The sequence below is a fragment of the Eubacterium sp. CAG:161 genome (assembly GCF_000432355.1).
GTDB classification, from domain to species: Bacteria; Bacillota; Clostridia; order Lachnospirales; family Lachnospiraceae; genus Eubacterium_G; species Eubacterium_G segne.
In genome coordinates this window covers 1-24243 of the sequence record NZ_HF991849.1, presented here as the reverse complement: position 1 = coordinate 24243, position 24243 = coordinate 1, and the positions used below count along the sequence as shown (strand labels likewise).

Annotated in this window: 16 protein-coding genes and 2 pseudogenes; 1 reads left to right on the top strand and 17 read right to left on the bottom strand. The window is 34.5% G+C overall.

All coding sequences use genetic code 11. The features are described from left to right. Positions 1-1042 (bottom strand): annotated as a pseudogene (locus Q5O30_RS01720) (IS256 family transposase); the annotation flags it as partial. A gap of 115 nt (positions 1043-1157) precedes the next feature. On the opposite strand from Q5O30_RS01720, the pseudogene Q5O30_RS11670 reads away from it, so the two are divergent. Then, positions 1158-1565, top strand: a pseudogene (locus Q5O30_RS11670) (accessory gene regulator B family protein); the annotation flags it as partial. A gap of 172 nt (positions 1566-1737) precedes the next feature. On the opposite strand, the gene Q5O30_RS01715 reads toward Q5O30_RS11670, so the two are convergent. The 16 genes from Q5O30_RS01715 to Q5O30_RS01640 form a co-directional block, all read right to left on the bottom strand. Next, a complete protein-coding gene (locus tag Q5O30_RS01715; RefSeq protein ID WP_021952032.1) occupies positions 1738-2412 on the bottom strand; it encodes a SpoVG family protein in 675 nt (224 codons plus the stop codon). A gap of 66 nt (positions 2413-2478) precedes the next feature. Further along, a complete protein-coding gene (locus tag Q5O30_RS01710) occupies positions 2479-5034 on the bottom strand; it encodes a helicase-related protein (protein ID WP_302674522.1) in 2556 nt (851 codons plus the stop codon). Between the two features lie 3023 nt (positions 5035-8057). Next, a complete protein-coding gene (locus Q5O30_RS01705; RefSeq protein ID WP_302674521.1) occupies positions 8058-8384 on the bottom strand; it encodes a TnpV protein in 327 nt (108 codons plus the stop codon). Positions 8385-9181: 797 nt separating this feature from the next. Further along, a complete protein-coding gene (locus Q5O30_RS01700) occupies positions 9182-9760 on the bottom strand; it encodes an MT-A70 family methyltransferase (protein WP_021952030.1) in 579 nt (192 codons plus the stop codon). Position 9761: 1 nt separating this feature from the next. Then, a complete protein-coding gene (locus Q5O30_RS01695) occupies positions 9762-10112 on the bottom strand; it encodes a hypothetical protein (RefSeq protein WP_021952029.1) in 351 nt (116 codons plus the stop codon). 56 nt (positions 10113-10168) lie between these two features. Further along, positions 10169-11869 (bottom strand): C40 family peptidase, encoded by a 1701-nt coding sequence (locus Q5O30_RS01690; RefSeq protein ID WP_021952028.1) that lies wholly within the window; start codon positions 11867-11869, stop codon positions 10169-10171. 79 nt (positions 11870-11948) lie between these two features. Next, on the bottom strand, positions 11949-12131 hold the full coding sequence (locus tag Q5O30_RS01685; RefSeq protein ID WP_021952027.1) for a hypothetical protein: 183 nt from the start codon (positions 12129-12131) through the stop codon (positions 11949-11951). Then, on the bottom strand, positions 12106-12651 hold the full coding sequence (locus Q5O30_RS01680; RefSeq protein WP_021952026.1) for a hypothetical protein: 546 nt from the start codon (positions 12649-12651) through the stop codon (positions 12106-12108). The genes Q5O30_RS01685 and Q5O30_RS01680 overlap by 26 nt, the downstream gene beginning before the upstream one ends. A gap of 78 nt (positions 12652-12729) precedes the next feature. Beyond that, entirely contained in the window at positions 12730-16446 is a 3717-nt protein-coding gene (locus Q5O30_RS01675; RefSeq protein WP_021952025.1) for a hypothetical protein, read from the bottom strand. A gap of 209 nt (positions 16447-16655) precedes the next feature. Continuing rightward, positions 16656-17693: a tyrosine-type recombinase/integrase gene (locus Q5O30_RS01670; RefSeq protein WP_021952024.1), complete on the bottom strand. Its 1038-nt coding sequence runs from the start codon at positions 17691-17693 to the stop codon at positions 16656-16658. Next, positions 17677-18549: a tyrosine-type recombinase/integrase gene (locus tag Q5O30_RS01665; RefSeq protein WP_302674519.1), complete on the bottom strand. Its 873-nt coding sequence runs from the start codon at positions 18547-18549 to the stop codon at positions 17677-17679. The genes Q5O30_RS01670 and Q5O30_RS01665 overlap by 17 nt, the downstream gene beginning before the upstream one ends. 88 nt (positions 18550-18637) lie before the next feature. Next, positions 18638-19870, bottom strand: coding sequence for a tyrosine-type recombinase/integrase (locus Q5O30_RS01660; protein ID WP_021952022.1), 1233 nt, complete (start codon positions 19868-19870; stop codon positions 18638-18640). 116 nt (positions 19871-19986) lie between these two features. Next, positions 19987-22374, bottom strand: coding sequence for a VirB4-like conjugal transfer ATPase, CD1110 family (locus Q5O30_RS01655; RefSeq protein WP_021952021.1), 2388 nt, complete (start codon positions 22372-22374; stop codon positions 19987-19989). 12 nt (positions 22375-22386) lie between these two features. Beyond that, positions 22387-22857 carry a PrgI family protein gene (locus Q5O30_RS01650; protein WP_021952020.1) on the bottom strand — a complete coding sequence of 157 codons (471 nt, stop codon included), beginning with the start codon at positions 22855-22857 and terminating at the stop codon, positions 22387-22389. Further along, positions 22858-23256, bottom strand: coding sequence for a DUF4313 domain-containing protein (locus Q5O30_RS01645; RefSeq protein ID WP_005363089.1), 399 nt, complete (start codon positions 23254-23256; stop codon positions 22858-22860). An 18-nt stretch (positions 23257-23274) separates the two neighbouring features. Continuing rightward, positions 23275-24117 carry a hypothetical protein gene (locus tag Q5O30_RS01640; protein WP_021952019.1) on the bottom strand — a complete coding sequence of 281 codons (843 nt, stop codon included), beginning with the start codon at positions 24115-24117 and terminating at the stop codon, positions 23275-23277. Positions 24118-24243: the final 126 nt, after the last annotated feature.

The following is a 24243-nucleotide window of genomic DNA, read 5'->3' as shown; positions in this document are numbered from 1 at the left end:
CGGAGCTGGCGGTTAAAACCTTCGATAGCATTCGTTGTGTAAATAAGCCGTCTGACAGCTTCCGGATATTTGAAATAGGTTGACAGGGGTGCCCAGTTATCATGTCATGACTTATAAATTTTTGGATATTTTTCATCCCATTTGTCTCTGAACAGCTCCGTTCATTTAAAGCCGTTTCTTCGGTTAGTGCAGCATATACATGCTTTAAGTCAGCCATCAGACTTTTGATATCTTTGTAGGAGACAAACTTTGTGGAATTGCAAATCTGGTGAATGATACACTGCTGTACCTCTATCTGTAGATATACCGCTTCGATTGCCTGAGGGAATCCGTTCAGACCATCCACACAGGCGATAAGAATATTCTCCACACCACGATTCTTTAATCCGTTCATGATGGAAAGCCAGAATTTTGCACTCTCATTTTCGCCAACATACATTCCAAGGACATCTTTTCTTCCGTTCATATCAATACCGAGAGCTATGTAAACCGCCCTTTTAACGATACGGCCTTCGCTGCGTACATGGTAGTGAATAGCGTCCATAAACAACACGGCATAAACTTCCTCTAAGGGACGTTCCTGCCATTCTTTTACAAGAGGAAGTATTTTGTCCGTAATACGGCTGATGGTGCTGTCGGAAATATCAAAGTCATAGAGTTCCTTTAAGTGGGATTCGATATCTCCGGTAGTCATGCCTTTTGCATACATGAAAAGAATCTTTTCTTCCATGTCCTAAGTTACGGTATTTTGGTATTTTTTGATGAGCTGTGGTGCGTATTCACCGTTTCGGTCACGTGGGATTGCAATATCCATGTTACCATAACTGGTATGCATGGTTTTCTGAGAGTGCCCATTACGGCTGTTATCCGTATTCTTATTTCGGTAATCATACTCGGAATATCCGAATTTCTCATCCAGTTCTTCGTCCAGAGCTCCTTCCAGTAGAACAGACATCATATCACGCATAACGGCATTCACATCTGTACCATTTTTGATGCTGATATCATTGTTTTTCAGATAATCACGCATCAGTTCTCTCATTGTTGCTTTTTGTGGGCTGTCATTTTTTCTTGCTATAAATAAAACCTCCAAACTTTGGGATAGTCCCATTTTTTCTTTTATGCATCGTCCACAAGACAGATAATTTGCTGTTTTTCTTATTTCGTTTGTACCATTACGTTCATACTGTGGGGGAATACACTGTAAATCTCGTTATCTTTGCTATATATATTCCAACATTATCATTACCAGTTTGCTGGTTATTCAGAATTATTTTTACGAAAATATTGTCATTTTTCTGGTAATATCTTTGGTGAATTTTCTTTACTTGTTTTGTACAAAAACAAAAGGTAACCAGGTGCGTTCTTTGGATGACTATGAAATTATTCAATATACTAAGATAAAGCGTATCATTTTATTAATAATTGTTTGCGTGGGAATTATTTTATTTTTAACAGAACATTTTCTATATTCTACTACATTTTTTACATCTATTAATCTGTCAGCCATTCTGGTTGTTTTTGAAAAAATGAAAAACAAAAAATGTTGTATACATAATATTTAATTGCAATTAAATAATCTGTACAAAAAATATGTAAACTGGTAATATCCAATGTTCTTACAACGAATATTACCAGTTTTTATTCTCTTTAACTAAAAATCAAGCTGCTCATAATTGAGAATAATAAAAATTATATTATCTGTTTCCAGATCTAAAATCAAACTAAAAGCTTAATCTATCTTATTGGCAAACCTTCTTCCTTATCATGCACCTGCATAAATTCATCTTCTTTTATGGGATGAGAACCATCTACAGCTTTTGCCTTTTCTTCCTTGTACGTTTCAACAATCTCTCCATATAATCTTTCTCTAAACTCCTTTGTTATAGGAAAACATATGTCCTGATATACTGCCTTTCCTTCCTTATCCGTCTGTTTTGTTTTGTAAGAAGGCATTGCCACAAATACATCATTTTTGCCCTGAATGACTGATACATTATTGATTACAAAACTGTCATCAAGATATATTCTTGCCAGTCCTTTTATGTTACTACCTTCTCTCTCATACGGTGTTACCTTCACAGCAAACGTTGGCATTTCCAGATCATTTGTTTCTTTTGCCACCTCTCTGTTTTCATTTCCTGCGTTTTTATATCCGTCAAGTATTGCATCATATAATTCTGTTCTAAACTCTCTTGTTATTGGATTGCATATGTCTTTATAAATATAATTATTCTTTTCATCCACTTCACTTCTTCTGTATCTTGGCATAGATACGAATAAATTGCCTTCACTGTTTTCAAGGATTGCAATGTTTGTCACTTTAAATGACTCTCCAAATACTACTGTCGCAAATCCTCTTAAATTTCCTTCATTTTTTCTTACCTTATTTACTTTTACTGTATATTTCATCTTCTACTCCTTTTCCGCATAATTTATGCTATGCTTTAAAATTTCTTGTTACTAAAAAAGGGACAGCTATCTGCCATCCCTGTTGCTTTCATCAGGATATTCACTCATATCCTGTGTTTTACTGTCTTTGTTTACGGTATATGTGTTCTTCTCATTCTCTGATACTTTCAAATTTGTCTGTTCTGACACACATATTTCTTCATCAATGTTCTTTTCCAAATCAAGCATTGCGTTTAATTCTGCCTGCCTCTTTTGCTTGTCACTTAATTCTTTTTCATAGGCAAAAGGCTTCTCATACTCGCTCTTTGATGACTCCATATCTCTCTTATACTGTTCAATCTTCTTTTTGAGAAATTCTTCATTTTCATTTAAGTTATTAAACAGGTTGTCAAGTTTTATCATATTTCCCACGGGGCTTGTTGACATTTCAGCCTTATACTCTGTCTTTCCACGAAGTATCATATAATTAATGCCCATATAGTTCTTTTCTACTAACAGGGCAAAACCTCTAAAACTTCCAATCTCATAAGTATCTCCGCTTTTGCTCTTGCTTACTGCTTCAAGCAATGCGGTACCGCCTTCACTTCGCTCATCATATGTAATCTTACCTATGGTTATGGCAAATTCATCACCTTTTAATAATTCCTTATCTCTTGCTTCAATGTCATATTTTACACACTTAAGTTTTTCTTCTGCAGCCTGAATCAGTTTCGGATACTTAATAATAAAGTTATCCTGAAAAGTATATCTCTGGCTGTCGTAATTAGCCTTTAACAGCTTTAATCTCTGCAATTCATTATCAAGTTCCATCTTTTCCTTTATCAGTGGATTACCTGTTGCAACTGCCTTTATCTCTGCATAAGACAATGTTGCCTCATCTATGTCTTCACATGTTCTTGATACTGCCTTGTTGGTCATTACCTGACTTATGAATCTCTGTTTGTTCTCCACAAGTGACCAGGAGTATGCATCAAAAGTTTCTTTTGTAACATATCTGTATACTGCAACTTCTTCATTCAAATTGCCCTGTCTTATTCCTCTTCCCTCTCTCTGTTCAATACTTGACGGTTTCCACGGACAGTCTATATGGTGCATTGCTACAAGATGTGTCTGAACATTTACTCCCGTACCACATTTGTCTGTTGAGCCTATAAGTACCTTCTTTTTACCTGTTCTCATTTCCTTAAATAAGATATATCTTTGTGCATCTGTTTTTGCATCATGGATAAATGCTATTTCATTTTCAGGTATTCCTTTTTTTACAAGTTCAGACTTTACGTAATTGTATACATCAAACTCTTTTCCTCCGGGTGTTCCAATATCTGAAAAAACAAGCTGACAGCCTATTTTCCCTTCACTGTTCGCCCTGTCATATTCGTAGAACACATTTTGTACTACCTTATTAAGTTTTCCGTCAGGATTGTTGGGAGCATCCTTATCAAGAAGTCTTGCATCCGTTCCAAGCAATCTTGCTTCGTGAGTTATCTTTAAAAAGTTATCAACACTTGAATCTACGCCACCATTTCTAATACGCTCTGCCCTTACCACAAAATCTTCCATTACCTGTTTGACATACCAATCAGGCTCTGATTCCACAATGATGTACTTTCCATCTCTTAATTTAGGAACATCAAGCTCCAGCATATCCTGTGTCTGTACATCAGCAACCTGTTTAAATATGTTCATAAGCTCCGGCAGATTGGTAAACTTATTAAATCTGCTTTTCATACGAAAACCGCTTCCTTCAACTGTAAGTTCAAGTGCTGTTGTAATCTCACCGAAGTTTGCTGCCCATGAATCAAAATGATATATTCCCTTTTCTTCCAATGTATCCTTCTGCAGATAGCTTTGCATTACATACATTTCACACATTGTATTGCTTATAGGTGTTCCGGTGGCAAATACAATTCCTCTTCCCGGATTTATCTCATTTATATACTGACATTTAAGCTGCATGTCTGTTGCTTTCTTTGCTCCCGAACTGCTGATGCCTGATACATTATTAATCTTTGAAAATATGGCAAGGTTTTTGTAATTATGTGCTTCATCCACCATAAGACAGTCAATGCCTAATTCTTCAAATGTTATCAGGTCATCTTTTCTCTGCTCATCTGTAAGAGTCTTTAACTGCTCTTTTAGTCTTTTTTTCTGGGCTTCCATTTGTTTTACAGTCCATCTTTCGCCGTTCTTTTCTTTTGTCTCATCTATGGCATAAGAAATCTGTTCTATTTGCTCATTTAACATTCTTTCCTTTCTCTCTTTTGAGATTGGAATTTTTTCAAACTGGGAATGGGACATAATAATGCAGTCATAGTCTCCTGTGGCTATCCTTGATATAAACTGCTGTCTCCTGCTTTTTTCAAAATCACGTTCTGTTGCAACCAGTATGTTTGCAGACGGATACAAACGTAGAAATTCAGATGCAGTTTGATTTATTAATGCTTTAGGAACAATCATTGCTGTTTTGTTTGCAAGACCTAATCTTTTCTGTTCCATACATGCTGCCATCATTTCAAATGATTTTCCTGCTCCAACACAATGGGCGAGCAATGTATTTCCTCCAAACAATATTCTTGCAACTGCATTTTTCTGATGGGTTCTTAATTCAATCTCAGGATTCATTCCAGGAAAAGTCAGGCTTGAACCGTCATATTCACGAAGTCTTGTATTGTTGAATGTCTGATTATAATAATCCACATATTTCTTTCTTCTTTCCGGTTCTGCAAATATCCACTCCTTAAATTTCTCCTTAATCAGATTTTGTTTTTCCCTTGCAAGCATTGTTTCATTTTTATTTACAACATAATGGTATTTACCGTCACCGTCATCCACCCTGTCTTTTACAGTTACGGTCTTTAAATTAAGACTTGCCTCGAAAATAGAATAAGCATCCATGCGGCTTGTTCCATATGTTTTGGAAGCTGCCACAGAATGCTTATCCATCGATTTATTTTCTATAAACCATTCCATACTGTATTTATTCAGATGAACCATTATTCCGGATGAATAATAAGCACTTCTTATTGCCTTTGCACGTCTTGGTGTTCCTAGAAGTTCATAAATAAACTGCTCATAATCCTGTTCTTCAATCCATGTTGTACCTATCCTTACATCTATTTCAGATGCATCCAAATCTTTAGGCTGAACCTTTTTAAGTTCTTCTGCATTTATTCTAAATATTTCAGGAGTTTCTTCAGCATACTTTTCTGCCAATGCAAGCTTACTTCTTACGTTTCCTGACAAATATTCGTCTGCCGTCTCCCACCCCTCATCCATATTGTTTTCATTATATCTTGAGGGATTTAAAAAGATTAGTCCTCTTAGTTCTTCTATTAGTTTTTGTCTCTCTGCATCATCTGACCTATTCTCATCTGAAAAATTGTTATTCTTATCTTCGCCATATCCATTTATGTCAGGTGTATATATACTAAGCATAAACGGAATGTTTACCTCTCCATATTCACTTATTGAAATGTTAAGGGCTTCCACTGCAGTTTCAACTCTGTCTATCGTCACCTCCGGTTTAATTGTCTGTTTGTAAAACATGTCAGCCTTTGTAACCTTCCCGTCTTCATCCACGTTTTCAAGAGAACACAGAAGAGGATAGTCAGCATCATCACGAAATGCCCTGTCATTTGCCTTTGATGTAATCGCACCATATTTATTTACAAACTCATCATACTTATCATTTAATATCTCCTGACAGTTTTTTAATTCTTCCTCACTGCATCCTTTAGTCTGTATGTCAATAAGATTTCTTGTAAGTTTTCTTATCTCATCAAGAACTTTTATCCTTTCCTCAGTTGTCCTTGAATACTCCTTTAAATACATCTGGGAGTTTTGTCTGAAATACAACTTACCGTCTAAAAAAGTATATGTGAAATTTCTAACATCAGGATTTGCCTCAATTATCTCCTCATTTTCTTCCGGTTCTTCAATTTCAAAGTCTGTTACAGTTGCATCAAGTTTTCCTATTGCACTGCTTAAGCTTTCATAGATATTAAAATTTTCTTCATGATTTACACATATGGTATATCTGCTCTTATCTCCAAATCTTCCTGTATCATACTCCATTGTCCCAAGCATCATATCTGGGTGCTCCACAAAATATGAATTAACCGGTATGCCATCTTTTGTATATCCAAGATGTACCCAGTCTGGTTCAATGTCTATCTGTCGTTCCCTTTTTTTAAAAAACAAAATGTCTGATGTTACTTCCGTTCCTGCATGTTCTTTAAATGCAGTATTAGGAAGTCTAATTGCACCGATTAATTCTGCCCTCTGTGCAAGGTATCTTCTTACATTCGGGTTTGCCTTGTCCATTGTGCCCTTCGTTGTAATAAATGCCGCTATTCCTCCCGGTCTTATCTGGTCCAACGCCTTTGCCAGAAAATAATCATGTACACGAAAGTTTAACTTATTGTACTTTGGATCATATACTTTATAATCTCCAAAGGGTACATTACCGACTGCAGCATCAAAAAAGTTATCCTGAAACTTTGTATCTTCAAATCCTGCAATTGTAATGTTTGCGTTCTGATATAACTGTTTTGCTATTCTTCCTGTAACATCGTCCATTTCCACACCGTAAAGTTTGCAATTTTGCATTGCATCAGGCATACTGCCGAAAAAATTTCCAATGCCCATAGACGGTTCAAGAATGTTTCCCTTTGTTACTCCAAAGTTTGCAAGTGCCTGGTTAATGCACATGGCAATGTCAGGAGAAGTGTAAAAAGCATTGTTAACACTTGCCCTTGCATTTTCATATTCTGCCGGGGTAAGAATTTCTTTTAATTCTTTATACTCCCTTCTCCATAAATCATTCTTTTCGTCAAACACTTCCGGGATTCCACCCCAGCCTGCATAATGTGAAAGTATTTTCTGTTCATCATCTGTTGCAATTCTTTCTTCTTTTTCAATCTGCTTTAATGTTTTTATTGCTTCAACATTCCACTGATACCTTGTTTTAGAACCTCCTGTTTCAATTTCCCACAGATTGTAATGAAAGTCTTTCTTTTCAATGTCTCGTTCCATGTCAGGTATGGGCTTTTTACCCATTTCAAACACTTCATCTGGAATATCATACTCACCGATTATTTCTTCCTCAATTATCTCCTGATAATATTCTCCTTTGTTTATCAGAACCCTTAATTCTTCCTCAACAGTATTCCAGCTTACATATCCTTCTTTTTCTCCTTCAGCATCTCTCCACTGAAATCTCATTCCCTGAGGCTTAAAAGTATCATATCCATGTAAACCATAGCCATCAATTGGCCAGCCTGCTCCTCCAAGACCAAATTCCTTTTTTATAAGTTTTGCTCTTTCTGATGGGCTGTCCACTGTCTGATAAATTTTATATACTCTTTCCTTTCCTCCCACAAATCCGGTTCCTCTTAAGAGAACTGAAACAATGTAGTCATGAGGAACTACACGCTCTTTTTTCGGTTCCATATAGGTATATCTTTTTCTTTGAGTAGACAAAGGCTTTTTACTGTCTGCAACTGTTATTTCTTTAGTATTATCATCAAATAAAAAGGAAGCCTGCTCAAAGCCTGCTTCCCCTGATACTCCAAATGAATTAATTTCATCCAGCTCTTTATTTAATTCTTCATTTATCTGTCCGTCAGAATTTTCAGATTCATTTTCTAGTGAAATCTGTACACTATCTGATTTAGAACCACTTCCTCTGCCATCATCTTTGCCTGATTCCTTAGTTTCCACATTTCCATTGTTGAAGTAGGATTCTGAGGTTTGTGTTTCTTTAAGTAATCCGTCATCAGTGTGTCCATCAGGCTGTTTGCCTCCGTGTCCACTTCCTTCATCTTCTCTGCCAGTCTTCCCAGACGATACAGTGTGTTGTATCTGTTCCTCTCGTTTTTCTTCAGATACTCTGCTGCCATCATTCCGTACTTTCCTATCTGTGTCATGCTTATTTCCTGTTCCTGTGGCAATTCCAGATTCGGATACAGCATTCCGTCTGCTCCCTCGTGATAAGTTATTCTCTTTTCTTCCATTTGTGACGCTCCTTTCTTTTTCTATTCGTCTTACTCTGTAATTAAACTCTTTAAGAACACTACAGGATACGTCACATACAAGGGAACCAAAGCGGTAAATATCATCTTCATCAGATATATTTATTATAAAACTCATGTCCTGTTCTTCAGCGGACATGTCAAATCCACATCTTGTACCTACTGCATATAAAACGCTTTCATATAACATTTCTTCAACAGTAAGCCCCTGCGTTTCATTATCTCCACCATTAATCACACCACCTGTAATCCGGTTAAGTTCAGAAATCCCTGCTTCGGATTTCTCTTTCATTATAGATCGTATGTTCTCCTTTGTATAGTTCTTTAAGAGATTCTCTAAATTTTTTCTGTCATCATTTAAATAAGGCTCAATCTTTCCCTCTTCTGTCAGTTCGTCCACCAGACTTTTTAGATTATCACCATTCAAATCCCATGTCAGTTTAACGTTCTTTCCTCCTGTGTCAGATATATCAAAAATGTATCGCATATGTGGTTTTAAAATCTTTGACGAAAATATTGCAATTCCCCTGCTTCCTCTTTTTACATATCTGCCTACCTTTTTCCATGAATCATAATCTCCTACCAGAGTTGCATTTGGTCGCTGTGCATAAACCATAAGTATGTTGTCAAACTCATATCTGTAAATTCTTCCTGTTATTCTTAAAAAGTTTTTCCAGTTGTCTGCACTGGATACAATGTCATGAATATACTCGTCGTATAATCTTTGTACCTTGTAATCAGCACTCATTTTCAATCACCCCTTTCAAGGCATCTCTTATGTCCTTTCCGTCAATTTCATCGCCAAGACAGTCCCAACCTTCAGCTGTCTCTCTGGCAAACAGTTCAATGCGTGGCACATTCCCGCAAAGCTCTACTATACGTTGTCTTATTTCATCCGGCTTTTTGCTGTGTGCCATTACTCTTGCATCACATATCTGACTTACAGCTTTTGAAACACGTTTAGGATGTCCTTTAGTTCCGATTAGACACACTTCAGAATTAGACCTTGTCCAAAATCCTAGCCCCATAAAATAAGTATCTTTTTTCTTATTTTTCTTTACCCAATTAAAGCCACAGGTTTTATATGTAAATCCCCAGCTCTCCATTACGGAAATTCCCTCTTTAAGACATGGAAACGTAATCCATAAAAATAATACGCAGTCATCATCTGCAATATCAGCCACCGGAAGTGAACGTATGTCATCAATATTCATTGTATGGTAATGATTTTCTGCACTTCTTCCCTGACCTTTTTTTGAATACACACGATACTGCCAGGGGGGATCAGCGTAAATCACTTTATATTTTTTACCCATGCTACGCACCTTCTTTCGATTCTAAAAGTTTTAAATATGCATTGTATTCTTCTGTATCAAGATTTACAGAAAATTCTTCTTCACCTTTTTTCATATTTCTGTTTATCTTTTTTATCAGTCTTAACATTACAAAATTTTCTTTTGACATTTTCATACTTTCCTCAAAGTCAATGTTTGTGTCTTCATTAATAGTTTTCTGTTGTTTTACTATATGTTCTGAAATCTTACTTCGTAATTTATGAGCCTTATTTAAAGATACTTTAATTTGATTGCTGTCTCCTTTGCTTTTATTCCATTCCTTATGAAGTTCGCTTATCAAAAACTCCATGTTTTTAATATATGTTTCTCTCATTTGTCCTCCTGTTCCAAAAGAAGCAGAACAATTTATGCTCTGCTTCCTTAATAATTTTAATTTTTCTTCTTTTTATCCGGTCTTCCTATCATAACCAGACCACCATTATGATAATCCTGCATAACAACTCCAGTTGCCTCATCCACTGCTTCAACCATTTTTCCGTCTCCGACATAAATTCCTACATGACTTATATTTTTATATCTTCCGTTATTTGAATAACTGTAGAATATAAGGTCTCCCGGCTTTAGGTTTTCTTCTTTCACAGTACAGTCATTATCACTGCACCACTTAGCCTCAGATGCTGCCGTATTTGAACCGTCCGTCATTACAGATATGCCGGCACTGTTCCATGAATAATATGCCAAAGATGAACAGTCAAAATGTGTCCCTGAATTTCTAAGTGGCTGACTGTACGGATAACCTACTTTTGACAATGCAAAACTCACTGCTGTTTTTGCTTTTTCATCATTTATCTTGTTTAAAATCTCATTAATCTCATTCTGCGTAAGCGATGACTTTTTATTCCCTCCGTTTTGTGTTCCCGTACTGCCACTGGTAATACCCAGTGAAGACATATTTTCAGGACTCATCAGGGAATTAAGCATACTTATTTCATCATCACTCATTCCATACTCTGTTTCCATTTGATGATATGTTTTTAAAGTAACATTTACATAAAAAACTTTTTTCTTTTCTTTCTTACCACCTTCATTTTTAATCTTTTCTTCTCCCGTTGATGTGGTGTATGAACACATATCATCAAACACTGTTTTAAGATTTGCTTTTGCTGTATCATTCATAACCGTTGCAGTATTTCCTACACCATATTTAACCATATATACACTCATGACATCATAGTAATTGGATGGTGTGGATGCTGTTCCCTCATAATCCACGTATACGATTTTTCCAATATCATAGTCCTTATGTTCAGTAACCAGAGTATTGATGTCTCTGTTAAATTCAGCAACATACTGGCTTGTGACTGTCATAACGGTATCTCCATTCTCTAATGGTGGAAAGAATATAGAAAATGGAGAGTTATATATAACCGCTATAACTACGGCTACCAACGCTGTGGCAATGGCAACTATGGAAAACAGAAGTAAAACAATTGGAAGTAACACAGCACCAATCTTTATCATAACTGTCTTCATCATGTCTGATACACCGGACTTCTGATTTTCACTATTTAACGATGTTGTCATTCCTGTACTTCTTAATTTTTCCACAAAAAAAGCAACCTTTCTGCTTTTGGAAGCTGAATGACTGCCTCTATCACTACTACTGTTTGATTTACCGGATTTTACTTTATTTCCTCCTGTTGTATCTTTCTTTACACTATTTTCTCTGTTGTGTATTTGCTTTTCCTCTGCATAACTGTCTTCTTTATGCGTCTGACTGTGTATTTTACTGTTTTCACTTTTCTGCTTTTCTCTTACATTTTTTTCAGACTGCTCTTTTACACGTTTTCGCTTTGCTTTCTCTTTTACAGTTCTATTTGCCTTACTTGCAGTTTTTCTAATGGGAGTTGAAACAACTGCCGCAGTAACCAGTGCATTTTCTACTTCCTCACTGCCTTCCATTTGGTCTAGCGTGGTTTTTACTCCCGTTCTTACTGTCATATCTGTTCCTTGTCTTAGGACTTTCTTTTTATCTTTAATAACCTTTCTTTTATCTGTATCGTTTCTACGGAAATTTGGCATATCACGGCTATGGATATGCCTTTCCTTTTTCTCTTTCTTCTTTTCCATTTTTCCTCCTGCATAAAGAAAGCCACTACAAAGTTTTTAGCTTTGTAATGGCTTAATTACACAATATTATTTAATTATTTTACTTAGTAACCATAAATTTTTCTTTTTCTTTATCAGATAATTTTATTGGTTCTACTCCTTTCTCTCTGGCATATTTTACCATTCCTCTCATATCTAGCTTTACTTTTGGTAATTGACTAGGCATAATCGGACCTGGAGTCCTGCTTAAACTTTCTCTATATCTCTTCATCTGTCCATTCATAATCATACACCTCCATTAATTCCTGTGCCGGTCCTTCATCAATGAAAATCTGATATTCATGTAACATTCCTATATGCTCCGCCTTAAAAGTATCACAATAATGTTTTGCAAGATCAATGTTTGCTGCAAATCCTGTAAGAGCACCTCCAAATCCACATTGGAGAGATTTATCTGCAGCAATCGCAAATAAATGACCACCTACTCCTGCATATTTAGGAATGTTTCCCAGTTGCTTATTGTTTATTGGTGCAGTACACATCCATGTAACAAAAACAGCCTGCATATCTTTACTTGGATATAATGCAACTAATCCTTGAATATCCACAGTTCCTTTAATTACCAATGCATATACTTCATTTTCTTTTAACAACTCCGCCCAGTTAGTATACCATCCTGTGCGCTTATTATAATTTTTTAAAAAACTCGCACGCTTGATTCTGATAACCTCTGTTTCTATAATTGCACCCGTACTCGTGTCTTTCAAACAAGGGGTTAATTCATCTATTTCCACAGTAATCATACATCTTCCTCCTTTACATTATTATAACATTTTTTGTACTTCATTACTATAACTTATCTAATATCACTGTTGAAAATCTTATCTTTTTTTGATTCTTCCGACCAGAACATTAACATCTATTACCTTTTTTTTCTCACTGTTATAATATTTTTTTTCTTTTGTATATTGACTAGTGATGTATTCAATTTTTTCTAAATGGTCCATTAATCTTCTGTTGTATGAAGTATCATACAATTCTTCTTCATGTCTTCTACTTGTATCTGCAAATCTTTGATAGTCAACACTTAATGCTTTAAAACAATCTGATATATCTGCAATATCTAATACTGATATCTGATTAATAAACAACTCATATTTATCTTGCTCATTCAAACATTCCCATGCTTTAAAGAATGTTCTTTTTGAAATTTTTGTCTTAACATCCTTTAGATATAATGAAATCTTATTGTCAAATTCCTCAACATCACTATTTTCAATAAATTTGATTTTTTCTTTTTCAGATAAAGAATTACACTCAATAATTACATCTAAGTCTTCAACGCGAACCTCATAGTCATCTTTATTGTCAATTATCATATTTTTATATGCAATTAATGAAGCTGAATATACAGAACTATGATTTATCAATATACTTTTGGCAACCACTGGTTCAAATTTAAAATACGCCAATTGTATTAAAACTTTTAAATGTTCACTATTTATATCAGGTATAATATCTTCACATGAAATTTTAGGTAAGAACTGAATAATTTTTTTAAAAGATTCTTTTTCAAGTTCAGACATTATTAGCTCTTTTGTAAAGGATGAATCAATATTGTTTGGCATCTCCTCATTTATAAGGATTTCATCATTCCAGTGAATAAAGTCACACAACACATTATCAATACCACAACTTGACCAATATGTTTCTATATTATCCCATGTTGCCTTTACTTTATTCTCTTGCAACCATTTTTGCCACACAGTAATGTAACTATTATTATCATCTTTCAAATAATTATATTTGCAACTTCTCAAATTATCCAATAGTGCATTTTCTTTTTCAATTATATTTAATATTTTGTCCACAGGAATTTGGTTCTCAATCATCTGAAGTATAGCTTCTATTTTTTCATCTTTATTATTAGGCAAACCAAGAACAATGTTTTCAATATATTCTTCAAAATTTTCTTTAATATGAAGTATTAGTGGCATATATTTCAATTCTAACACCTCTGTATAATTACGCATTAACAAATATTCATTTTCTTTTCCTGTTTTATACTTAAAAATACATTGGAGCATATTTAAATTATTCTCATAATATCCATTTTCAAATATCCACTCTAGTATTACATTAGAAACTCCTTCTATATTCAAATTATAAAAAACAATTTCACAGTATTGTATTAAATTAATTATGTTGCTGTCTGGAACACTTGCCATACGCTGTAAACTATCTTCATTCTCAGTAAAATACTTATTAATCATTCCACTACGATTTTGTTTTTTCCAAATTTTCTCATCTAAGCAACAAATATATGATACATATTTATCTTTATGTTCATCCGTCAACAATTCATTATTATAAACATACTCCCAAACATCTCCACACTTTCCACACAACTCTTTCATAAATTTTTCTGGATATTTTGATTTTTCTAAATATCCATCAATAAATTGCCAATTTTCTTCTATATTTTGAGACATATTAATAATGATTTTGTCCCTTTTTTCTTTATATTCTTCCTTAGATAATAATCCATCCATTAAGTCATAGTTATATAACTCTTTATTATCAAATTCATAAGGTAATAAAAATTTAATAACCTGATCAACTCTATTTAAATTATAGCTATATTCATACTTTTCATGGGCTCTAATTCCTATTATAAAATTTTTATCCATGGTAGATATACTATTTGGATAAAAATAATTCATATAATCAGTATATGTTTCATCAATAAATCCTTGACTTAATAGAAATACCAGAAATTTATTTTGATGACATTTTTCCGGTAGTACATTAGAGCCACATTTATCAATTATTTGTTTCAAAGAATAACTGTCAATTTCTTTAACATGGCTTTCCAAATCTTCTATTTCCTTTTGCAACTGCTCTCTCTTGTCTTTTTCCTTATAAATAATATTATCACATCTTTTGACATAATCATGTTCCCCAATAAATGCGCTTTTTCCATCAAATGGCTTACTATGTTCGTAACCACTTTTTCTAAAATATACTGTTCCTTTCCCTTTTAGAATATTAACATCAAAAGATTTTTCTAAGATTTGAGCTTTCGAAATTGTATGATTATTTATCGAAATCCTAGTAAAAATACTATCTTCTTCTGCCATATAAGCCAACATTAGTTCTTTTACTTCTCTTAATCCATTTAATATTTCTTTCTCTGCACATATAATTTTATCTGATAACTCTTTTTTTTCTGTTTCATATTCGATATTTATAGTTTTCTTAGCATCATCTTTAATTACAAATGCCTCCTTAATAATACCAGTTTCTGCTTGTAAATCAGAAAATTCTTTTGGATATAAATTTTTAAATAAAATCAAAACAAAAAGTTTTGTATCTCTAATTATGATTCCTTGTTGTTCTTTTAACAATCGTCTATACAGCAAAAATTCATTATAAGTATTGTTTAAAATTCTCATATCATCAACATAAGGAGACATAAGCAAAACATAATCGGAATCTATATCTGTATCATTTAAATTACCACTTTTTATATCATTATTAATTCTTTCTAATAATACTTCTCCTGAATTAGTTGAATTAATTATAGGTATCACTGGCAATATATATTCAAAAAATTTTGTCCTATTGCAATTTGAAAACATATCGTCTTTTATCGCATAAATAAACACTATTTTTCTGTTAATTGAATCACAATTGTTTAAAATAATATTTAACTCTCGTAATTTAACAAATATATTCAGATTATCAAATCTGTCCAAATCCTCGATAAATACATATGAATACTTTGTTTCTTCAAAAAAATACACTATTTCATCCATATTTTTATTAAAAATAGCATTTTCATTTTGTGCACCAAACTTTGCTGTTGCTTTGTCGGCAACGGTTACTTCATTTATATGTATCTTCGATTTTAAATGCCATATCAAATACGATAATATTGATAACAAAATAACAAATACTATCACAATGATTATATAACCATATATTACCGGTATTTTTGATTTTTCTGTACAATTGCTAATGACTTTTAATAAATTATCAATAATATCCTTTCTAAAAACATATAAACTCAATGAAAAAAACAAACTTAGCGCTACTAAAAATAAAACTATAAGTCTTCGAGATACTTTATGCAGTTTTCGATATCTACTTTGTGGTATTTTTTTGTATTTTACTTTATAAAAGAGTAATTTAAGTATTCCTTCTTCTAACTCAGAATCATCAATCTTTTTTTTACTTTCACGATTATGAATGTTATCTTTTACGTTGTTATATTCTTCTTTATTTTCCTTATCTTTAACGCTATGTTTTGCCTCATTATCTGTAGAGGCATCTGAAAAATTTGCCAATGATATATTTATACTTTTTTTTTGTATTTTAGGGTGCTTTTTTAAATATGATTTTATAATACTACTTTTTCCCGAACCATACGGTCCCGAAATAGCTAAATTGTGAATATTAGGATTATTTAAAGCCCATTCGAGTGCTGCAAAGTAAACCTCTCCTTGTTTTACATTATTGCTAGGTGCCAAATCTACATATCCTATACTATCCTTCTTCTCTTTTTTTATATTTTTAAATATTTTTTTGTATAACATATAAATACATTATCCTTTCCCCAATATATAAGTAATCATTCTTATACTTCAATATAAAATAAAAGAAAAAAAATGTAAATATTTGTCAATTATTTATTTCCGGCAATCTTTTCGTTTATCCAAACCAAAATAAAATCCAAACCTTTGTAATAATGGCAGAACAAATCAGTTGATTGCTAATAAAAGGTTTGGATTTTAAATGATGATGATTAGCTTAAACCACAAAGATTAAGAAGCGAACCATCTGTGTTTTTCCACTTTGGTGTTACCTTTTTGCAGGTTTCATCATCCAGGGTTGCTAATGCAGCTGCTTTTTCGTCATTTGTGATATCCAGATACACCATTGTGGTCTGTAGATGCTCATGCCCAAGCAGGAGTGATATTTGAACTATGTTCATACCATCTTCAAGCCAATGTGATGCTTTAGCATGTCGTATCTGATGCGCATGAAGATTCTTCGGAACCTCATCACAGATTTCATGTGCACATGCGGCATGCTTTTTAAGCATCTTACCAATAGCCGGTTGTGTGAGCTTTCCATATATTCCTGTATTTCTGGAATAGAACACGTAGGCTTCAGGATCAGGAGCAGAACCATGAAACTCTGCTAAATACTTTTTAAGATGTGCTACAGCCTTGGGTAAAAGTCCTATCGTTCTAATCTTTGTTCCTTTGCCAATGATAGTGATATATGGCTTCTCAGCATCCAGATACAGCTGCTTGTTTTTTAGCGACAGAACTTCATCTATTCTACAGGCAGTCGCATAAAGCAGGATAATAAGTGCAAGATCCCTTCTGCCTGTTTTATTGGTAACATCAGGTACTGACATCAAGGCTTTGACAGCATTTTTGCTCATGCCTTTTACCTTGGTTTTTGGTTCCTTTAATCGTGGAATTAACGTCGCATCATGGTATAAATATAGATAATCGATTTCTTTACTTCCAAGATATTTTAGGAATACCCGCAAACATGCGAGGCGGTTATTGCAGGTTGCAGCACAGCAGTTACGGTCATTTTTTAACCATAGAATCCATTCTTCTATGACTGATCTGCTAAAACAGTCTGAGCTTAAACTATTGATAGTGATTCCCCTTTTCTCATCTAAGTACATGATGTAAAGGGTAAGTGTGTATCTATAGGCTTTAATTGTGTGTTCGCTCTCTGTTAAAAAGGATGACACATAATCGTTCACAAAGAACGATATGTGACGGGCGATGCATACGCCTTGGTTAGTAGATTTCTTCATCTGTATTTACCTCCGGGACAATCCAATCAAAAGTTTCGTTTGTTTGATTCATCATAATACTGCTTAGATTAGGAACAATTGAGTAATAGTATTTTGTACTTTCTAATGTGACATGCCCCATACTCTTACTTAAATATGCGATTTTATCATAGAAATTGAACCCTTCATTGGTCCATCTGTTGATATTTTCTATTGCATAGTTATGTCGTAAATCATAGGCAGTTGCATGGGAACTGTTAACAGAATCCCATATAATACGAAAATTAGCACTTAACCAGCTGCTGTTAAAGCGGACATTATCTCTTGACACGAAAAAGTATTCTCTGTCTGGAAAAATACAATCCATTTTCTGATTGAATTGCTGCATAAGTTCCAGCATGGAATCATGCAATACAATATAGTGCTCATTGTATCCTTTTGTGCCTACTATACTGATAACTCCTTCAGTGAGATCAACATGTTCACACCTTAAAGACAGGGCTTCGATTGTTCTCATTCCTGTGCTATAAAGTAACCGAAAAATCACAGGAGCTGTCATGCTGCGTATTTTCATATCAATCCGGTTTGGTAAATATCTCAGATTATCGCAGGCTTCGAAGAAATCAGATAATTCCTCATGCGAAAATGCATGTGGTATATACGTGTTTCTTCTTTTACGGGGTCTTTCAGGAACAATAACATTTGTCTGTTCTCTTTCCTGAAGATATTTGATAAATTCAGAAACCAGGTAGCAGCGTTGCCGGCAAGAGTTTATGGTTTCAGTAGGTCTTTTCACAAAAAAGCTGTCAACCATTTCCTGGGTGAGTTTATCATTTTCCGGATATAATTCATTGCAGTGACGATCAAATGCACGCATTTTGTAATGAGAATCTCTGCTCCACTTTTGAGAAGCTTTTCGATATTTTTTAAACTGCTCCATAAGCGGAGAGAGTTTTGATATAAACTCAGTCAATATCAAACACCCCCTTTCGCACAGGATAAGATTCTATGCTTAGGGCACATTCTTTCAAATGATGAAAATCCGTATGCAGATATGGGTCTACTGACTTCGGTGAAGTGTGTCCAAGGATATTTGATATGACTGGTAAAGCAGTATCTTTTTCTAACAGTTTAACAGTCAGATGATGGCGGAATAAATGAGTGCCTATCCTATCACCTTTATTCATGCGGATATTGGCAAGACCAAACACCTTACGAACAATCCAACGTATTGTTTGTACTTTCAGTGGTTCATATGGTACAACTGCTGAGATAAATACAGCATCGAATGAACACTTAGGTCTCTCTATAGTGATATAGTCATATAAAGCATTTCCTACAGATGGTAACAGTGGCAGTTCAAGTTCTTTCTTCGTCTTTGATTGAATAAGTCGGATAACATCAGAATTCCAGTCAATCGACTGTAACTTTAAATTGATGATATCTACTCCTCTTATTCCGGTGTGCAACAAAAGATTTATAATGGCTTTATCCCGCAGTGACAGTGTATCTGTATCCAATAATTGATTGATTTTACAGATTTCATCATCTGTGAGCATTTGGATATTTTTTCGATGTTCTGTCAGATGTGGCAGAAAAAGTAATACTTTTTTACAACCAATGGGATCAACCTCTGAGCCTGCTTTTAGAACTGCTCTAACACTTTTACAACAAGCGGCGGAGCGGATTAAATTACCCGATTCATCAAGGAAGTAAGACAAAACATCATCTTCTTCCGTTGATTCCAGATTACAACAGCCTCTTTGCTGTAAATGATAAAAGAACACAGAACCACTATGACTTTCGCTGTCTATTGTTGTGTCTTTTGTTTTACCAATTCTCTCAGCATAGGTCTTGTAGTAATCTATTAGTTGTTGATAAACATGATTCAGAGAGTGATATGCACCTCTTGGTTCAATAAAAGAGCAAATTCTGCGTCTGTCCGGAAACAGACCATAAATATCAAAATATTCAATGCTGCCAATTACTGAGCGTCTCCACTTTAGGTCTTTTTGATTTGAGGAGATGCTCACAAAATATTGGTAAATGTCCTGATACGAAGTCCATGATTCCAAATCCAAATCAAGAATTTCACGGATTTGGCGCTTGTACATATAGATGCAACTCATGGAATATCCAGAGTTCTTCATATGGTTGACAAGTTCTTCATGGTGTTGTCGTAAATTTGTTAAATCCATGGTATGTTAACCTCCTTTTTTCTTTTGGTTTATCATACCATGGAAAATAAAATCCAAACCTTTAGACTTAATGTCGCTATAATTAATGTCGTTTTTGAAACAAAGTTTAGATAATATTAAGGTTTGGATAAATGAGATAATCGAGAATTCTCGATTATCTCATGAATGTTCGTGTTATATAACTTATATAAATCTGTATCTTTGCTTATTGTATTATCAAACGGAATAATCACATTTCCACACTTAATAAGGCCCATGCCTGACGGTGCATTGCTTACAAATTCAAGCTGTGACTCTGATACGCCTACCACTTCCGCTATCTTTTCTGCATCTGTGTTTGCCTGTTTTAATATTGCCACAAACTCACTGTTTGCAAGCATGGTTGTTGCAGTATAGTTCTGCAAAAGGTCAATAACGTTCTGTGTTATGCCTGTACATAGTCCACCCTGCTTTCTTACCTTTTTCCATAACTGCTGTAAATACTTTGCACTGTACTCTGAATTTAATAGAACATGAAATTCATCTATGTAAAGCCATGTTGCCCTGCCTTTTTTTCCGTTCTCAACAATTCTCTGCTGAATTGCTTCCATCATAATAAGCATAGATACCGGGGCAAGGTCCTGACCTAAGTCTCTTATTCCATAAACAGTAAATCTGTTATTCATATCCACGTTTGTCTGATTATTAAAAATGTTTAAGGAACCTTTTACAAAGATTTCAAGAGAAAGGGCAATATCCTTCGCTATCTTTCTTTCATCTGCATCTGTCTGGTTTAATAGTCTTTCATAAAAATCAGACATTACCGGAATATACTTTTCTCTGCTTCTTGCGATATCCAAATACATCTCCGTTAAGCACCTGTCAATAATGGAACGCTGTTGTGGTGTAAGCGGTTTATTAAGACACTGTTCACACAAACCGAACATAAATGAACATTTTTCCCTAATCCATCCTTTTGAATCTCTTGCATCCAGATTCCACACATCCATATCGAGAGGATTTACATAGTTATCCGTATAAGTTGATAAATTAACAACTGTTCCTCCGTAAGTCTTTGCAATGTCAAAGTATTCATGCATAGGATCAATTACGATTACATCGTCTTCTCCTTTTAAAAATACACTTCCCATTTCCATTTTGCTGAAAAAGGATTTTCCTGAACCGGGAACACCAAATACAAACCCGTTTCCATTTATAAGCTTCTTTCTGTTTCCAACATTGATATTCTTTGACACCTGATTGATACCGTAATAATTACCGCCTTCATCATTTAATTCCTGCACATTAAAAGGAACTAAACCAGCAAGTGAATTGGTAAGCATTGTTCTCATTGTTTCAACCTGTCTTACACCAATTGGAAGTACGGTATTTAACGCTTCCCTCTGCATAAACTGATTTGTGTCGATTGTAACTCCATTACCTTTTCCAATTGTTACAATTGTCTCACAGGCACTTTCCAGTTCTTCCTTACTGTCTGCCATCACGATTATATTAACGGAAGTATAAAACATGCTCTCATCATTTTCTCTTACGTTGTTCATCATGTCTTCAATGTCTTTTTTCTCCATTCTCTTTGCATAAGAAATCTCTGTTGAAAAATCATTGTTTCTGTTTCTTACCTGTTGCTGCTTTATAATATCTGATTCCACTCCCAGATACTTTTTCTGTAAAACTTTTATAGTCATATCTTTTGGAACCGGAACAACATCTATGCTTGTTATCATATGTACGGGCATCATTGTGATTGTATTAAGAAGTTCTTCTGACAAACTCTTTGGATATTTTTTGAAAAATAATGCCCGGCAAAGCTTATTTTCTGTTTCAAAATAATCCTGATGGAACTTAATCATTCCATTGCACAAATCATTTCTGAAATCTCTTCCCACACGTTTTGCTTCCCTTATGTCAAAATCAAACTCATCTTCTTTTCCAATATTGTAAAAATCATGTAACACATGGAGTCTTTCATTTCCCGTTAATGTTTTAATATCAGTTCCAAGTTCATTAAATGCTTTTCTTATATTTACTTCTATGGTTGCAAACTGTGCCCTTGCCTCTTCAAATGTTTTTCTCTCAACAGTTACGGTCAGGTATCTTTCCTGCTCTATTCCCTGTCTTCCTTCCTTTATCTTCTCCTCTATGATTTTGTTATATATTTTTCTGAAATCATCAAAACCGTCATTTAAGTATGGAAGAAGTATGTACTTTCTCAAATCCTGCATGTCTTTGTTTTTGTTATTGATTGTAATCTTAAAAGAACAGTCAAAAGAATTTAAGAATTTACAGTATCTCTGCAATATTTCTTCCTGCTCGTCATAAGTTGCAGTTGTATAATTAATATCCATAAACTTATATGTTTTTGAATATTTATTCTGCTGTACCTTAAAGATTCCGCTTTCAGATACTTCCATTATCTCTATTGTTTCCTGTATGGATTTAGGACTTTTGTAAAGCGGCTCAGATGCTTTCTTTAATTCCTTAAACCCATCCGTAAATAATCCCATGTTATTTCCTCCTTATAAAAATTTACAGCCACAGGCAATGCCTATGGCTGCAATTACTGACACGATGCTCACTGCAAGCACCACAATCATTTTCTTTTTTGTTTTGTTAAACTCTGATTTATTATCCGTTTCCGTCTTTCTTTTTTCTTCCTCAATCTGTGCTGCGATTTTCTTTAACTCCTCTGCATTTTCCGTGGACTTATAAAGTAACGGTTTTGCTTTAAACATAAACTGTATTCTTTTTTTCATTACCTGCATAAAGCTCATTCCGTTGTATGTATAAAATCCGCTTAAAGCTATTGGAGCCACCACCGGAATGGCTATATATGCTGACAACGTAAGACCTACTTTTTTATATGTAAGGAATACTATTATTCCACCCACCAGCACACTTAGAATTGAAGCTATAAGCTGTTTTGCTGTAAGTCCTAACACAACCGATTCCTGAAATTTATCTATATCTTTATTTATTTCCACTGACATTTATTTCACCTGCCCTTTTTCATGTTCTTTATCTCTGTTACGCTCAAAGTTTTTTTCATATTCAGCCATCTGTTTTGGGCATAACTCTCGTAGTTTATCCACATTGAAAACATAAAGCGGATACTCGCAAAAACCGCTTTTTAATGTAATTCCCGTGAAATCTCCTAAATCATTTTCTTCCAAAAACTTTTCCATCTCCGGCATGTTATTTGTATCAACATATCCGCAGTATTTAGGTACTTCCACTAAATTAACAGTTATGTTTCCATAAGGTTCCGGATATTCACCCTCCGTATTTACCAGTTCAAGATAAATATTGCCATTGTCTGTATACTGGCTCATTGAAAGTTCTACATTTACATCTCCCCATTTAGATTCATAATTCATCTTTTTGTTCATCTTCTCTCCTCCTAACTTTTATAATCCTAATGCCCTGCTTGTAAGATTTTGTGCACCCTTTACCGTTCCTACTGTAAGTGCGATTGTAAATGTCATTTCACACAGATATATAAGTGTCTGAGTCCAGTCAGCATATTCTCCCGTAAATGACGGAAGTCCTGCACTTATTAGTGCATTGCACACTACTATAGCCAGTGCCATTGTCACAGCCTCAAACACAATTGATAAAAAGTACTTTGCATATGAAACCGCCGTATGGCTTACCATTCTGTTTCCACTGACTGTTGAAAATGCAATTGCTCCAAAAGGTACTAAAATCAGTATCTTTAGGAATCTGAAATACACTGTATATATCAGGAAAAATCCACACACTATGATGACAATGGAAAGTATTGATGCAAGTATCAGCATTACCAGACTTGAACCAAAGCCAAGATTTTTTATAATCTCAGCCTGTCCGCTGTCTATGGTAAGCTCTGCCATTTCTCCTGCTCCGACAAGTTTTACCAGATTGCCTGCGGAGGTAAAAAATGCTTTCATTATTGTTACATTGTTTGCTACAAGCCATTCTGCTATTCCTATTCTCATAAGCATACGAAGAATAACTTCAAACCTCATGTCCTCTTTTACATCCACACTCTCCGAGCAAAAACCAATAACAAAGAACAGTACAACCAGCGAAGAACCGACACCTACAAAAATTGGTTCCAGATTCTGTATTACTCCCCACGGACCCCCGCTTTTGAAACTGACCGGTGACTGTCCTAAGAGAGCAAATACAAGTGATATCTGATTGTTCCAGAATCCAAAGACCATCTCAAGCAAATCAAGTATCTGCTGTCCCAGATTAAAAATATCCAACTTTCATCACCTCTTTTCTTCCGTTTTTAGATTCTAAAATCCAAGAATTCCAAGAACTGATGATATTCCTGCCATCATTATTCCTGCTACAATTCCTTTAAGGGCAGAATTCATTGTGGACGAATC